General features: G+C 49.8%; 12 protein-coding genes and 3 pseudogenes. 7 read left to right on the top strand and 8 right to left on the bottom strand.

Annotation, left to right across the window (positions count from 1 at the left end; all coding sequences use genetic code 11):
• Positions 1-19: 19 nt before the first annotated feature.
• The 6 genes from PSH76_RS19370 (at position 20) to PSH76_RS19345 (ending at position 6,987) form a co-directional block, all read left to right on the top strand.
• Positions 20-925 (top strand): glycosyltransferase family 2 protein, encoded by a 906-nt coding sequence (locus PSH76_RS19370; protein WP_305492746.1) that lies wholly within the window; start codon positions 20-22, stop codon positions 923-925.
• Entirely contained in the window at positions 925-1,986 is a 1,062-nt protein-coding gene (locus PSH76_RS19365; protein ID WP_305492745.1) for an EpsG family protein, read from the top strand. The genes PSH76_RS19370 and PSH76_RS19365 overlap by 1 nt, the downstream gene beginning before the upstream one ends.
• 18 nt (positions 1,987-2,004) lie before the next feature.
• Entirely contained in the window at positions 2,005-2,916 is a 912-nt protein-coding gene (locus PSH76_RS19360) for a glycosyltransferase (RefSeq protein ID WP_370874593.1), read from the top strand.
• Positions 2,913-3,878 carry an SDR family oxidoreductase gene (locus PSH76_RS19355; RefSeq protein ID WP_305492744.1) on the top strand — a complete coding sequence of 322 codons (966 nt, stop codon included), beginning with the start codon at positions 2,913-2,915 and terminating at the stop codon, positions 3,876-3,878. Before PSH76_RS19360 ends, PSH76_RS19355 begins: the two co-directional genes overlap by 4 nt.
• On the top strand, positions 3,875-4,900 hold the full coding sequence (locus PSH76_RS19350) for a glycosyltransferase family 4 protein (RefSeq protein ID WP_305492743.1): 1,026 nt from the start codon (positions 3,875-3,877) through the stop codon (positions 4,898-4,900). Before PSH76_RS19355 ends, PSH76_RS19350 begins: the two co-directional genes overlap by 4 nt.
• 92 nt (positions 4,901-4,992) lie before the next feature.
• Positions 4,993-6,987: a nucleoside-diphosphate sugar epimerase/dehydratase gene (locus PSH76_RS19345; protein WP_278918363.1), complete on the top strand. Its 1,995-nt coding sequence runs from the start codon at positions 4,993-4,995 to the stop codon at positions 6,985-6,987.
• Between the two features lie 274 nt (positions 6,988-7,261).
• Here the strand turns inward: PSH76_RS19345 and PSH76_RS19340 are convergent.
• From PSH76_RS19340 to tnpB (PSH76_RS19315), 6 genes and pseudogenes are all read right to left on the bottom strand, one after another.
• Positions 7,262-8,835: pseudogene (locus tag PSH76_RS19340) on the bottom strand (IS66 family transposase).
• An 18-nt stretch (positions 8,836-8,853) separates the two neighbouring features.
• Positions 8,854-9,213: an IS66 family insertion sequence element accessory protein TnpB gene (tnpB, locus tag PSH76_RS19335; protein ID WP_278918364.1), complete on the bottom strand. Its 360-nt coding sequence runs from the start codon at positions 9,211-9,213 to the stop codon at positions 8,854-8,856.
• 83 nt (positions 9,214-9,296) lie between these two features.
• Positions 9,297-9,986: pseudogene (gene istB / locus PSH76_RS19330) on the bottom strand (IS21-like element ISPsy20 family helper ATPase IstB); the annotation flags it as partial.
• Positions 9,979-11,463 carry an IS21 family transposase gene (gene istA / locus PSH76_RS19325; protein ID WP_305494477.1) on the bottom strand — a complete coding sequence of 495 codons (1,485 nt, stop codon included), beginning with the start codon at positions 11,461-11,463 and terminating at the stop codon, positions 9,979-9,981. The gene istA and the pseudogene istB, both read right to left, overlap by 8 nt.
• 127 nt (positions 11,464-11,590) lie before the next feature.
• Positions 11,591-12,807, bottom strand: a pseudogene (locus PSH76_RS19320) (IS66 family transposase).
• A gap of 48 nt (positions 12,808-12,855) precedes the next feature.
• Complete coding sequence (tnpB, locus tag PSH76_RS19315) at positions 12,856-13,167, bottom strand: IS66 family insertion sequence element accessory protein TnpB (RefSeq protein ID WP_305492742.1); 312 nt, start codon at positions 13,165-13,167, stop codon at positions 12,856-12,858.
• A 113-nt stretch (positions 13,168-13,280) separates the two neighbouring features.
• On the opposite strand from tnpB (PSH76_RS19315), the gene PSH76_RS19310 reads away from it, so the two are divergent.
• Positions 13,281-13,529: a hypothetical protein gene (locus PSH76_RS19310; RefSeq protein ID WP_305492741.1), complete on the top strand. Its 249-nt coding sequence runs from the start codon at positions 13,281-13,283 to the stop codon at positions 13,527-13,529.
• A 95-nt stretch (positions 13,530-13,624) separates the two neighbouring features.
• Here the strand turns inward: PSH76_RS19310 and PSH76_RS19305 are convergent, their stop codons facing one another.
• Both PSH76_RS19305 and PSH76_RS19300 read right to left on the bottom strand, forming a co-directional pair.
• Entirely contained in the window at positions 13,625-15,448 is a 1,824-nt protein-coding gene (locus PSH76_RS19305) for a DUF2142 domain-containing protein (RefSeq protein WP_278917929.1), read from the bottom strand.
• 13 nt (positions 15,449-15,461) lie between these two features.
• Positions 15,462-15,737 carry an EamA family transporter gene (locus tag PSH76_RS19300; RefSeq protein ID WP_305494476.1) on the bottom strand — a complete coding sequence of 92 codons (276 nt, stop codon included), beginning with the start codon at positions 15,735-15,737 and terminating at the stop codon, positions 15,462-15,464.
• Positions 15,738-15,755: the final 18 nt, after the last annotated feature.

Here is a 15,755-nt window from a genome sequence, read left to right as displayed (position 1 = left end):
TAAGTTTAAGAAAATAAATATGAATACTTCCGTTGCCGCAGTAGTAGTGCTTTTTAAACCTGATCTGATCGTGCTTGATAGGTTGCTGCTCAGCATCTATGAGCAAGTGCAGCTTGTGTACATTATTGATAATACCCCCGGGTCAAATATTGAGGATTACGCGGGTAGGTTTGATGATCGAAAATTGTTTTATAAATCCCTCCACGATAATTATGGTATCGCCCGTGCACATAATGTTGGTGCTCAGCTGGCTGAAAGTGAAGGCTATTCACACGTTTTGCTGCTCGACCAAGACAGTGAGTTATTACCTGGCACCGTTCAAACATTATTAGCTGAAGAGAAGAAGCTGCTCGATAAGGGCGTTAAAGTTGGTGCAATAGGGCCCGTATTCGTCGATGAAAAAACAGGCGATGCTGCTCCTATACTTAGGCCATCATTTTTTGGCACTAAGAAAATTGATATTGATTTAAGTTCTAAATTACCTGTGCTCAGTAACTATATTATCGCCTCAGGGTCATTGATCCGCGTTAGTGTTTTTAAGGTGGTCGGGTTGATGCAGGAAGATTTGTTTATTGATTGGGTCGATATAGAATGGGGAGAGAGAGCTTCTTCAGTAGGTTATGGTTCATATTTGACTCCGTTTGTGACAATGCGCCACAGCATTGGTGACGAGTTCGTAACTTTGATGGGTAAGCGAATTACGCTACACAGTGATTTTAGAAATTACTTTATTGTCCGAAATGCCGCTTACCTTGCCATATGGAGTAAGGCGCGTATTCAAACTCGCCTCGAGTTTGCGCGAAAGGTCCCTTATTATATTATTTGCTATACGCTTTGTTCTAAGAGGAGGTTTTACTCTGCGAAATTATTGTGCCAAGCTCTTTATGATGGCGTAGCGAAAAACATGTTTAAAGGCAGATTTTGATGTTGTACTTGTCAGTTTTTTTGACTGCTTCAATGTGCAGCTTTTTTTCTTTGGTTCGCAGCCAGGAAAATATAATAGCGATTTCACGCGCTTTGTTTGTACTTTTATTTTTGTTTTTGGTTCTCTTTGCGGGGCTGCGTGCGCCAGATGTGGCACCCGATTATTCAAATTACATTGACTGGTTGTATCGAGTCGGAAACTCATTCGAGTCCATTTTTGAAGAGTTTAAGGATCCTGGGTTCTTACTTGCTTTCGGTTTTATACATTGGTTTGGCTTTCCGGATTATATATTTTTCTGTTTTGTTGCATTTGTTTCTTTGTATGCCAAATTAGTATTTTCAAACTTGGCCTTGCGCGGGTTTTTCTCTTACTTGCTTTTTTTTATGATCTTGTCTCGATTCTATATCGTTCACGACATGGTTCAGGTTCGTGTTGGGGTCGCGATATCGCTGGCTTCTTGTGGCATAATGTTTTTTTATATGGGGCAGAGAACCAAAGGCCTAGGTTTATATTTTTTAGCGCTTAGTTTTCATCTTTCGGTCATAGTATTTGTTCCTTGTTTTGCTCTGGTAGTGTTGGGGTTTAGGTACATTGGACGAGTTGGTATTGCTGTTTTATTAGGCTCGGCTTTTGCGTTGAGCATATTGATTTCTGGTTTTGCTGATCGTTTAGTTGGGTTCAGTCGTCTGGCACCTTATATTAATGGTGAATATCATACGAGTGCGCTGTCTTTATTATCCTTCTATTTTATTTCTCGCATGGTGCTGATTTCTGCGATTTTGATTATGCTTTATCAACGACTTACTGATGTCGAACGCTTTATTTTAAGTTTGTCTGCCATCGGTTTGGTTCTGCAGATTTCTCTCTCATGGAATGATTCGTTCTCATTGAGGGCTGCCGAAATTTTCGGTTTTTTCGATATGACGTGTTTTGTCATGCTGATGCGATTATTTGACTATAGAAGTAGAGTTTTCTATTGGTTAGCTCTTGTGGGGATGTCTGCCGTTTTCTATTTTTCATCGTTGAAAATGGTTGAAGATTATCATTGGATATTGTCTTGAATTTTACGAAGGTATATTGTGAGTCCTAATTTTCTTGTTCTTCTCGCTGCTTATAACGGCATGAAATGGATCTCCGATCAAGTTCATTCCATACTCAATCAGAACGGGGTTTCGGTAACACTGATCATCAGCATTGATAGCTCAAATGACGGAACGGAGGAGTGGGCTCTTGCGTTATCGGAGCGCAATCCGAAAGTCCTCGTTCTTGAAACGGGCAAAAAGTTTGGTGGCGCAGCACCTAATTTTTTCCGGCTAATCAATGAGGCCTCGCTCAAGGAATTTGATTATTTTTCTTTTGCTGATCAAGATGATATTTGGTTGCCTAATAAGTTAATTGAGGCTGTTGAAACTATCTCTTCCGCAGGTGCTCAGGGGTATTCAAGTAATGTCACCGCATTTTGGCCTGATGGTAAAGAAAAACTTATCGTTAAGTCGCAACCACAAGTGCAATTTGACCATCTGTTCGAGGCCGCGGGGCCTGGTTGTACCTATGTGTTTTCAAAAGAATTGTTTCGTGATTTGCAGCAACATATTTCTAATCAGTTTTCGGAAGTTCAAAACGTTACCCTTCATGATTGGTACTGCTATGCGTTCAGTCGTACTCACGGGTACAAGTGGGTCATAGATAGTCGCTCTCACATGCTTTATCGGCAGCATAGTAACAATCAGGTTGGAGTGAATACCGGCCTAAAAGCTTTTAAAGCGCGCCTATCGCAGGTTTTCAACGGTTGGTGGCTAAATCAGGCCGCTTTGATTTCGAGGTTAGTCGGTGTCGAAAATACTCCTTTCGTTCAACGTTGGATAAGCTTGCGTCGGGTCGCCCTCATTCGTTTAGCCTTCTCCGGTTATAAGTGCCGTAGGCGTGTTCGCGATAAGATCGTCTTTTCGGTATTGTGCGTTATACTGGCGGTTTTGAGACACAAGAAATGACCAGAATAGTGGTTACCGGTGGTAGTGGGTTTGTGGGAAGGCGCTTAATTGAAAAACTCATAAGCGTTGCGGATTATCAGGTAGGCGCGATTGTTCGTCAGGTACCCGCGCAGCCTCTCAACGCTGTCGTTTATCATCATGTGCCCGATTTTTCCACTATAGAGATGGATCACGATGCGTTAAAAGGCGCTGAGGTTGTGATCCATCTAGCATCACGGGTCCACGTCATGAACGACACTGAAGTTGACCCTTTGGGTGCTTTTCGATTGGTGAACGTTGGATATACACTGAAATTGGCGCGCAGTGCAGCGATGGCTGGCGCGAAGCGGTTTATCTTCATAAGTTCGGTAAAAGTAAATGGGGAGGGCTCCGGGCCTGGGCTTCCTTATCGGGAAACTGATGTTCCCGCCCCCGTTGACCCTTACGGTATCTCCAAGATGGAAGCCGAAGCAGGCTTGCGCCTGATCGCTGCCGAGACAGGCCTTGAAGTTGTCATTATTCGTCCAGTACTCGTTTATGGTCCGGGAGTAACCGCCAATTTTGAAAGCATGATGAAATGGTTACGAAGAGGTATACCGTTACCATTCGGTGCAATACATAATCGACGGAGTCTGATCGCTTTGGATAACTTGGTCGACTTTATCATGACGTGCGTCAGTCATCCTGCGGCTCGCAACCAAACCTTTTTAGTGAGTGATGGCGAGGATGTTTCCACTACGCAATTACTACAAAAACTTGCAAATGTGCTTAACAGTCCCGCGCGACTGCTATCTGTACCTGAGTGGTTACTGAAAGCTGGCGCTAAGTTTTTGGGTAAGGGAGCACTTTCTCAACGGCTCTGCGGTTCTCTTCAAGTAGATATTACCAAAGCTCGCAGCATGTTGGATTGGAACCCTGTGATCAGCGTGGATCAGGGATTGCGCAAAACTGCAGATCACTTTCTCAACGAGCGAATTAAATGAAGTATTGGTATGTTTTTTCAATAGTCGCGCTGTTATCTTTGCTTTTGACGTCGGTTTTACGACGATACGCGTTGCGCCGCAGTATTATGGACGTCCCCAACGAACGTAGCTCCCATTCAGTTCCAACTCCTCGGGGTGGGGGAGTTGCGATTGTTGTCACGTTTTTAGTTTGCTTAGTCTTGCTCGGGTATCTCCAAGTACAACCTTATGTCTGGCTAACTGGCTTACTAGGTGCCGGCAGCTTAGTCGCAGTGATCGGTTTCATGGACGACCATGGGCATATTGCTGCACGCTGGCGCCTGTTGGGGCATTTTGTTGCTGCGCTATGGGCGCTATTTTGGCTTAATGGATTGCCAGCGTTCTATATTCTAGGGTTTTCTATTAATTTGGGCTGGGTAGGTCATGCGCTTGCAGCGTTTTATCTAGTATGGATGCTCAATCTTTATAACTTTATGGATGGTATAGACGGTCTAGCTAGTGTTGAGGCCATCAGTGCCTGCTTAGGTATGTGTGCCATTTACATTTTTTTCGGCTTTGAAAATTTGGTTTGGACTCCAGCGATACTCGCGATGGCGGTAGCCGGCTTTCTTTTTTGGAACTTTCCGCCGGCTAAAATATTCATGGGCGACGCAGGTAGCGGTTTTCTGGGGATTACATTGGGTATCCTGTCGCTCCAAGCGGCATGGGCTGAGCCGGGTTTTATCTGGGCTTGGCTGATTATGCTCGGCGTATTTATTTGCGATGCGACCTTTACCTTGGTCCGCAGATTGCTGCGTGGGGAGAAGGTATATGAGGCCCACCGAAGTCATGCTTACCAGTTTGCATCGCGTAATTTTGGTAAACATTTACCTGTTACGATGGCCGTGCTTTGTATCAATATTTTTTGGTTGTTGCCGATTGCTTTTTTAGTCATGGAGTTTCGATTGATAGGTTTTGTTGGGTTGGTTATTGCGTACGCTCCGCTCATTTATTTGACGGTTAGATTTAACGCGGGCGGAGTTGAGCGTTCTAACGTAAAGTAAATTGAAGAATTTGGTTTTCATAGTGTGCCCAGGGCACGCGATGCACGTCTCTGGATGCTCAGAGGCAGATAATAAAGAACGGCGGGCAACTTATGGATAAAGTCAGATTGTTTCTATTGGGGCTTTCGCGCCGACAAAAGCGTTTCATCCAGGTTGGGACGGACGTAGTGCTGGTCTGGTTATCCTTGTGGATGGCTTTTCTCGTTCGCCTAGGCATTGACGAAATGATAAATCCCGTCAGCCGCCATCTCTGGTTGTTTCTCGTTGCCCCAGTGGTATCCGTCCCTCTGTTCATTCGCTTCGGGATGTATCGTGCGGTAATGCGTTATTTTGGTAACGACGCGTTAATAGCAATCATCAAGGCCGTCAGCTTGTCAGCCCTTATCCTTAGTGTAGTTGTTTATTGGTACAGCAATCATCAAAACGTGGTTCCACGGTCGATCATTTTTAACTATTGGTGGCTTAGCCTAATCATGATTGGTGGGCTGCGCCTAGCGATGCGTCAGTATTTTCTGGGCGACTGGTTTGCCGCATCGCAACACGTGCCGTTCACCAATCGTGACAATGGTCTCCCACGTGTTGCGATTTATGGGGCAGGTGCTGCGGGTAACCAATTGGTCGCTGCTTTGCGCATGGGTAGAGTTATGCGGCCGGTGGCGTTTATTGATGATGACACCAGTATCGCGGAGCGTGTCATTTCAGGCCTGCAGGTCTATAAACCCAAGCATATCCAACGCATGATCGATGCCACTGGCGCGCAGGAGATCCTACTTGCTATACCGTCTACCAATCGTGTTCGCCGGCGTGAAATCCTTGGTTTTCTCGAAGGCTTTCCACTACATGTTCGCAGTGTCCCCGGGTTTATGGACTTGGCCAGCGGCCGGGTTAAGGTGGATGACATTCAGGAAGTTGACATCGCTGACTTACTTGGACGTGATGCTGTACCTGCGCAGAACGAGTTGTTGGAACACTGTATCAAGGGGCAAAGCGTACTGGTGACAGGGGCCGGTGGGTCGATCGGTTCAGAGCTCTGCCGGCAGATTCTTACCTTGCGCCCGACCATATTGCTGCTGTTTGATCACGGCGAGTTCAACCTATACAGCATCCTTTCGGAGCTGGAGCAACGTATCACTCACGAGTCGCTGCCAGTGAAGTTGTTGCCGATTTTGGGATCTGTTCGCGATCATTCCAAACTGCTGGATGTGATGAGCACATGGCACGTAGACACTGTTTACCATGCTGCGGCTTACAAGCATGTCCCGATGGTTGAACACAATATCGCCGAAGGTGTGTTGAATAATGTAATCGGCACTCTCAATACAGCACAGGCAGCGTTGCAGGCTGGCGTATCGAACTTTGTGCTGATCTCCACTGACAAAGCGGTGCGTCCGACCAATGTAATGGGTAGTACCAAGCGCCTAGCAGAGCTGACCTTGCAAGCGCTCAGTCGTGAATTGACGCCGGTATTGTTCGGCGACGAGTTGAACATCTCAAGAAATAACAAGACCCGCTTTACCATGGTGCGTTTCGGCAATGTCTTGGGCTCTTCGGGCTCTGTAATTCCGCTTTTTCACAAGCAGATCAAGTCTGGTGGCCCGCTCACGGTGACCCACCCCAAAATTACTCGCTATTTTATGACGATTCCCGAAGCTGCACAGTTGGTGATTCAGGCTGGGTCAATGGGGTTGGGTGGTGATGTATTCGTTTTGGACATGGGCGAGCCAGTTAAAATTGTCGAACTCGCAGAGAAAATGATTCATCTGTCTGGCTTGAGTATTCGCTCTGAGAAGAATCCTCATGGAGACATTTCAATTGAGTTCTCGGGGTTGCGCCCAGGCGAAAAGCTTTATGAGGAGTTGCTTATTGGTGACAACGTAGTCGCAACGCAACATCCTATGATCATGAGTGCTAACGAAGATCACTTGGTTTGGGATGCTCTTAAACTCAAACTGAAGGAGCTGTTGGTAGCGGTGGAGCAAGATGACTATCCACGCGTTCGCCAGATATTGCGCGAAACTGTAAGCGGCTATGCCCCAGACGGCGAAATCGTTGACTGGATCTACCAGCAACGACGTCTGGAGCCGTGACAGTATTCGAACCACTCCGTCCTGATCATATTATTTAATGACTTGGCTGCTTCCGAGCGGCTTTGTTGTTTCGTAAGCGCTCCATGAACCCCACATTCTAAAAGATGGGGATCTGTTGGCGCTGATTGAAAACTGACCCACCCAGCCGATTGAAAATTGACCCAGGACGGATTGCTGATTTCTGTCCCAGCAATTGTGGATAAGCTTAGCAGCAGTGTTCCGATTAAAGACGCATCAAGCCCCACCGCATGCAGCAGGGCGTTTATGGTGCGGATCAAAAGTAAGCGCTCCATAAACCCCACCTAGTCAAAAATGGGCTGTGGGATCCGGGCTTGCTGTTCCACGGCAACAGAGCTTCGTAATCTTCGAGCGAGGATGCCTGTGGTAGGCGCTCCAGTGCGTGGCGCAGCCACGCATAAGGCTCTTGACCGTTGGCTTTGGCGGTCTCGACCAGGCTGTAAAGTTGAGCACTGGCCGTCGCGCCTTTGGGCGTATCGCGCTGAACAACCAGTTCTTCCTTCCGATGACGAAAGGCCGGATTGCGCGCTCGGCGGTATTGTTGTCGATGGGCAGGTAGCCTTGTTCGACGTACCGTTCCAGTTTGCTCCAGTTGTTTGCCAGATAGGTCACAGCCTTGCCCAGTGCATTCTGCGTGGTCATGTATGGGAGCGTTTTTTCCATCCAGGCCTTCAGCTCACTCATCACCTTGAGACTTAAATCCTGACGTCCATTTTTCCGCCCCTCATCGCTGCTCTCTTTGAAGGCGATCTCGATGCCGTATAGCTTGCTGATCAGCTTCAGCGCTATATCCGCCCGGCCTGTCTTGCCTTTGGGTTGCACTTTTTGCGCTTCGACAAACTTACGGCGTGCATGAGCCCAGCACCCTAAACGCTCGACTCCGTCCTGCGCGCCAAGCGCGTTGTAACCGGCGTAATCATCGCTCATGAGATAGCCGCAGTAGCCATCGAGCAGGCGCGTTGTAACCTCCTGCGAGCGGCTGGTGGAGTAGTCAAAAAGGATCACTGGTTTGTCTGGCGGGCCGCCGGTTTGCACCCACATCCAGGACTGACTGCTTGGCTCCCGGTCAGGCTCTTTCAACACCTGCACGCGTGTTTCATCGCAGTGGATGACCCGACTGGCCAAGAGGCTGTCGCGCATTAAATTCAGCAAAGGCTGAAAGTGCTCACCGCATTGGATAACCCAGCGAGCCAGGGTCTGACGTGGAATATCGATGCCATGGCGGCCCAGTACTTTTTCAAAGCGGTGGAGCGGCAAACCGTCCACGTATTTGGTGGTCAGCAGCATCGCCAGAACACTTGGGCTAGCCATGCTTTTTTCAATCAGTTGAGCCGGCTTGTCCGCAATGACCGGGGCCGTCTCGCAGTCGCGGCAACCGTAAACTTTACGAACGTGTTTGATCACTCTGATCTGCATCGGTACGATTTCAAGCTGCTCGCTGACTTCCTCGCCAATGACGTGTTTGCGGCAGCCGCAGGCACACGTCAGTTCATGCTCGGGAAGTTCGTGGATGACTTCGATACGTGGCAGGTCGGCAGGCAGCGGCTTGCGTTTGCCGCGACGCTTGGCCGGAGCGATAACCTCTTCTTCAACGTCTTCGCCGACAGGCTCGGCGATGCTTTCCGCCTCGTTGAAAAGGGCTAGCTGAGGCGTTGCCAGATCGGTTGTCTGCTCGGACTTACGTCCGAACAGGCGCTGGCGCAGCAGCGCGTTTTCTTCTTCAAGATGAACGATGCGGCCCTTGTTAGACTCGCGCTCAATCAGCATCTGCTCTAGCAATTGCTTGAGCAGCGCAGGGTCGTCAGGAAGGTCTTTGGGCATCGAAATCATGCCCTGGATTATACCGAATCAGGCCACGAATCGTGGCGTCAAAACCTGATGGGGACGGTTACGCCAGAGGTCAAAACCGTCGAGCATCCAGTTGAGTTCCTGGACGGTCAGGACTATCGCCTCGTCGCTGGCATCGGGCGATTTTTTAAAGCGCTCGGATTCGAGGCGCTTGAGCCATAGGCAGAAGCCATTGCGCTCCCAATATAAAATCTTCACTCGGTTGCGGGGCTTGTTGAGGAAGACGAAAAGCACGGGGTCAAAAACCGCGACCTTAATGTCCAACTCGACCAGCGCAGCCAAGCCGTCGGTGGACTTTCGGAAGTCGACGGGTTTGGGATACAGATATACTTTTTCGACTTTTGCATCGGGTCGCATCATGGCGAACGAGCTTCAGAAAGAATCGGGAGCACAGCATCCGGGATCAGCTAAGCGCTTTGAATGTTGGGTTCATGGAGCGCTTACGTTTCAACGATATGGCAGTGGTGTATCAGCCGATCCAGCAGAGCCGTAGTCATTTTGGCGTCGCCAAACACACTCGACCATTCCGAGAAGCTCAGGTTGGTGGTGATGACCACGCTGGTGTGTTCGTACAGTTTGGACAGCAGGTGAAATAACAGGGCGCCACCGCTTTGACTGAAGGGCAAATATCCGAGTTCATCCAGTATCACCAGGTCTGTGCGCAGCAGTGCCTGGGCGATTCGCCCTGCCTTGCCATCGTACTTCTCACGTTCCAGAAGATTCACCAGATCCACCGTGGAAAAGAAGCGCACGCGTTTGTTGTGGGCCGTGATTCCGGATACAGCCAAGGCACTGGCCAGGTGTGTTTTCCCGGTTCCAGGGCCGCCGATGAACACGATATTCTGCGCGGTTTCAGTGAACGCCAAGCTTGATAGATCGCTGACCAGCCGCGCATCAGCGCTGGAAGCGCTGAAGTCAAAGCCAGCTAAGTCACGGTGCATGGGGAGTTTTGCCATGTTCATCTGATGATTCACCGAGCGCACCGCACGATCCGCATGTTCCTGCCGAAGCAGATGTTCCAGCAGCCATTTCGATGAAGCCGTCGACGCTGTTCCTTGAGAGATCAGTTCTTCCCAAGCACTGGCCATGCCGTGCAGGCGCAGTTCTTTGAGTTCAGTCATCAGGTCACGCATTGCGATTCTCCTCATCGGTCGTACGGAGCCGGTCGTAGCGCGCCGTATTGGCAACAGGCGCGACCTTGAGTTGCAGGCTGGTTTCTACACAGGGAGGTGGTGCGGTGGAGGTCAGGCGGGCAAGGACATTGAGGATGTGATCTGCGCTCAGACTTCCCGATTCAAGTACCAGCTCCACCGCCACCAGCACAGGTTCGAGACCCGCAATTGGCACAGCAGCCAGTACCTGCATCATGATTCGATCACCGTTGGTGTGACGCCTCAGTCCGCGTTTGAGAAGCTGTAACGGTTTTGGCAGATCCGCAAATGGAGCGCCATTGCGTAGTGCACCAGGCTTGCGTTCGATGAGTGGGATGTAGTGCTGCCAGTCAAAACTGACCTGATCTCGATCAAAGACGCGCTCATGGCTGGCGATCACCGTTTCGTCGGCAATGACCACGACCCGCGAAGGGTACAAACGGCTGCTGACCCACTGACCAACACGCTCGCAAGGCACCGAATAACGATTGCGCGCCACGCTGATCAGGCAGGTGCTAGAGACACGGACGGTGCGTTCCACGTAGCCATCAAAGGCCGTCGGCATCGGCGTCATTTCAGCCTGCTCCAGCTCCAGGACTTCTGCCACCGTCAAACCGTTGTACTGCGGATGTACAAGTTCGGCCCAGAACGTACGACAGCGTTGGCCGAGCCAGACGTTCAGCTCCTCGAAGGTATGGAACATGCAGTTTTGAGCATCGAGCCAGATTCGTCTCTGGCTGTCCTGCACGTTCTTTTCGACGATGCCTTTCTCCCAGCCAGAGGCCACGTTGCAGAAGTCCGGATCGAACAGATAGTGCGCGCACATCACGGAAAACCGGGCGTTGACCGTGCGGCCTTTGCCTTTGTTGACCTTGTCGACAGCCGTTTTCATGTTGTCGTAGATGCCGCGACGTGGCACGCCACCCAACGCTCCAAACGAACGGGTATGGGCATCAAACAGCATCTCGTGGCCTTGGCTGGGGTACGCAACCAACCAGAATGCGCGACTGGCGCACAGCTTCATGTGGGAGACCTGGATACGTCGAAACAGGCCACCGATCAGCAGACTCTCTTCGCTCCAGTCAAATTGAAACGCCTCGCCGAGCGCAAAAGTCAGCGGTACAAAAGCGCGTAAAGACTTGCCTTGCTCACCTCGCCAAGAGCGTACAAACGCCGTGAGCTGGCAGTAGCCGCCGTCGTAACCCTGGGCCTTGATCTGCTCGAAAAGCGCTTTGGCGCTCCTGCGGTTGTGTTTTGGCCGGAACGAATCGGCCTTGAGCGCCTGTTCCAGCGTCTCGTGGAAAGGGCCGAGTTTGTTGAAGGTTGCGCACCGTTGGTACGCCGGTTGAGTGGCTTCGGGCGCTCTGACTGTTTCTAGTAAGCCGGTACGCTTGGCTATCTGATGCAGCGAGAGCTTGTCGCGGAAGTACATCCGCCGGATTTTCCCCAACATTTCCATGCTGATCACCCTGTGTTCTCCTGCTCAAAAAGTGAGCAGAAGCAGTTGAACACCTGGGTCAGTTTTCAGTCGGTAGAACAGCCTCTACTGGGTCAGTTTTCGGTTAGCGGCAACAGGGGATCTATGCTTATCTTAGAATTTGCGGTGAATAGTTCCACGGCAGCAAGGCCTTGAAGTCTTCTACGCTTGAGGCTTGCGGCAGATGCTCTAGTGCGTGGCGCAGCCACGCATAGGGCTCTTGACCGTTGGCTTTCGTCGTCTCGACCAAACTGTAAAGTTGAGCGCTGGCCATCGCGCCTTTGGGTGTGTCGCTGAACAGACACTTCTTGCGTCCGATAACGAAGGATCTGATCGCACGCACTGCCGCATTGTTGCCGATCGACAAGTAACCGGCTTCGGTGTAGCGCACCAACTTGATCCAGTTGCTGGCAGGTGCTGGCTTTGCCCAGTGCATTCTGCGCCGTCACTTGTGGCTGGGTTTTCTCCAGCCATGTGTGTAACTGCGCCAACACCGGCAGGCTGTTTTGCCGTCGGCTTTCGTGGAGATGTTCATCGCCGACTTCTTTTAAATCTCGCTCGATACCGTACAGCTTGTTGATCAGGTTCAGGGCGATATCCGCCCGCCCGGTTTTGCCTTTAGGATGCACCTTTTGCGCTTCGACGAACTTACGTCGAACGTGTGCCCAACGGCCCATACGTTCGACACCAGGCCGCACACCCTGCGCGTTGTAACCGGCGTAATCATCGGTCATCAGGTAGCCGCGATAACCTGCGAGCAAGCGGGACGGAACCTCCTGCGCTCGGCTGGTCGAGTAGTCAAAAAGGATCACCGGCTGATTCGGCGGCCCGCCGGTTTGCACCCACATCCGGTGCCGACTCACAATCGCGGCAGCCATAGACCTTGCGCACATGCTTGATGACGCGGATTTGTATCGGAACGATTTCAAGCTGTTCGCTGACCTCCTCGCCGATGCCGTGTTTACGGCAGCCGCAGGCACACGTCAGCTCATGTTCGGGAAGTTCATGGATGACTTCGATTCGGGGCAGGTCGGCGGGCAGCAACTTAGGTTTGCCGCGACGTTTGCTCGGCACGACAATTTCTTCTTCGCAGGCTATCATCGATAGGCTCTGCAACGCTCTCTGCTTCATTCAAGAGCGCTAGTTGCGGCATTACCGGATCAGTCGTTTGCTCGGACTTACGCCTGAACAATCTCTGGCGCAACAGCGCGTTCTCTTCTTCAAGATGAATAATCTTGCCTTTGTCAGACGCGCGCTCACTGATCATTTGCTCAAGCAATTGCCTGAAACAGGATCATCAGGAAGGTCTTTGAGCATGGAAATCATGCCGCGGGCGAGATATCGAAGCGTCAAAACTTGAAGCGGACGGTTGGGCTACAAATCAAAGCCGTCCAATAACCAGTTCAGTTCCTGGACGGCCAGGACAATGACCTCGCCGGTGGCTTCGGGCGATGTTTTGAATCGCTCGGACTCCAGGCGCTTGAGCCAAAGGCAGGAGCCGTTGCGTTCCCAATACAAAATCTTCACGCGGTTTCGGGACTTGTTGAGGAAAACGAAAAGCACAGGGTCGAACACGGCGACCTTGATATCCAATTCGGCTAGCGCGGCCAGGCCATCAATGGACTTTCGGAAGTCCACGGGCTTGGAGTAGAGATAGACTTTTTCGACTTTTGCGTCGGGCACCATGAGTTGCTGGCTCCACAGGGAATCGGGAGCACAGCATCCGGGATCATCTGGCCGCTTCGAATGTGGGGTTCGTTGAGCGGTTACGATTGTTTTCCACGAAAGGTTTGTCCTCCGTGTTCGGGCTGGTCCTGAATCTACAAGGATCAACAAAAACTGCAAGCACAGGGAATGCGATAGTTACCATTAACGGTACTCCGGTGGCAACAATACCTGTCGCCCAGCTTGGAACCGGATTGGTGAAACTAGATATACAGCTGCAGACCATTGCCCCTGCGGACACCTACACCATCAACCCCGCTGACATCTGCGGCGACATGGGATTTGCGTCGGCGGTGTTTGAGTTGCAAACGGTAGAGTCATGACGCAGGATCTAGCAAAATAGCCGATGTCGCAGACGGCAACCGATGATGGTTGCCGTCCACCCTAATTCAGGGCTCAGTCCCGAATGAGCGGGTGACTATGATCGCGGACATCCCTTAGTGTATTGTTTGGCTCCACTGGAAAACTCATAAATCATGCAAGTTACGATTTCGCCCGACTCAAGCTCAGTCTGCCAAACACTCACCCCTCCACCAGATTCAGCGCGAATCCTCCCGGAGGAATAAGGTTGATTATCAAGCTTGAAGGTCCTGTATTGATTGTCTTCTAGAGACGAAACGTCTAAATCTAAGCCTGTCTCCTTACCATCCTTCGTTGTGAATGTGACCTTGGCTGCCCCTTTGTTTTTGCGTACGTGTGTTGCAAACAGAACGCTAACAGAACGTAGGACTGCGTCGCTTTTCAGGTGCTGTGTGTCGAAGCGTAAAATTATTGGATCGGCTGTCGACAATTGCGCGCTGGGTGTAATTTTTGCTGGAATGACTGGTTGTTGCTCGGCCCCAATGAAATATCTGGATATTAAAAGCGAGCTAGTAACGTACGTTGAAAAGAGGAATAGGATGGCTAGCATTCCTGCGTTTAAATATCGGATTACGACGTATTTTTTGTTTTGGTCGTTTCCTATTGAATATGCGAATAAAAGTGCCGGTATGAGTAGATACCTACCTTGCACCCCCTGGATTAGCGTAGCTGGATGTTGTAATGCGTTCCACTGTATTAGAAGCGCTACAAAGGTTAATCCAATAGATGCAATGCCACACGCAATCAAAAGCGCTATGTAAATGCCTACGTTCTTTACCCTGGCTGTCAGAATGGATAGCGCGAGAATTATAATTATCAGGGTATATATAGTTTCGTATATTGTTAATGAAAACTTGGTATCAAGCCAACCTAGAATACCCACAAAGGATTGCAAATAAAACGTTCGGAGCGTGTCATCCATAATTGTGTGGAATATTACTCGGGCGAGCGCTATAGGGTCCTTTATGTAGTAGGCAGCTATTGTAGCCGCAGATGGCGCTCCCTGGAACGTAATGTTGGTAGTTAGCTTTATCGAAACTAACATCCAAGATATCACGAATACCAAACAAGCCAAGCTTGCCGCAAGAGCTTTTCTATCTCGTGTATAGAAGTAAGATGCAAATATTAAAGCGAAAAGTGGCAATGCATGCGCTCGACTTGACGTTACTATTAATACGCAAAATATCAAAGTGTAGCTTAAATATTTCTTTGATCTCTGTCGGTCTATTGTTATTCGTGAAAAACACGAAATGGCAAGTATAAATATTGCTGTGGATATTCCATCTATTGTCGCTGTGGAAAATTGAAATAGGCTCATTGGCAGCACCAAAAGCGCTACAGCTATGATTGGTGGGCGATGAATTAAAAATGCCCATGCCAGCACTAATGCTGTGCTGACAAGCACGAAGAACCTTGCCATTCTATAGGATGTATCGACAGTGAACCCGAATGCCTCTCCAGCGGCTAACCCTATCGCCTGCGGCGTATAAATCAAGGGGAAGTAATATCCTGTTCCTGACGGAGCGTCGAATTCTTTATGTCCAGTCCATCGCAAATTGTTAGCCTCATCTATCTCCACTTGTGACATTTTGGTATCAGGTCTGGAAATAAATTTGCTGTAAGCTTGCAAGTAGGCACGCAGGCCTGAATCAATCATCCCCCCCGAGGAGCTACCCTCGGGTGTTTCGAGCATTAATTGCCCTTTGCCAAGCAGGTAAATTCTTTCCAGATGCGCTCCCTCGTCGGGCGACTGAAGAGGGGGTATTAGCATTGATAAAATAAAACACGTTATGAAGAGTGCGGCGGTTAGCGGTGCCCATGGCACGTGCCGCTTCATCGTGGTTTGAGGTGAACCCGTCATGGTTATTGTATTCTCCATCATGATCTAAACGTCCTTAAGCTTTTACAGTAACTACAATGCCCACAATTATAAGCGCGACGCCAACCATATATTGTGGCTGAAAGCGTTCGCCGAAAACGAAATGGCTACCAATCGGGACTATTACAAATGCCAAAGCCATGAGGGGATATATCTTTCCAAGGTCCGCTCGCTGCAATACGTAGACCCATAGAATAGTTGTCAGTCCATATAGTGCGAACGCAGAGAAAAGAACTGTCAGAGTTTGCATATCAAACCATGATCCCGACTTACTAAGAGATGATGAACTCATCTTGAATAAGATCTGGCC

Source organism: Pseudomonas sp. FP215 (assembly GCF_030687795.1).
In the GTDB taxonomy this organism is placed as follows: domain Bacteria; phylum Pseudomonadota; class Gammaproteobacteria; order Pseudomonadales; family Pseudomonadaceae; genus Aquipseudomonas; species Aquipseudomonas salmasensis.
This window is presented reverse-complemented; position numbering and strand designations above follow the sequence as displayed.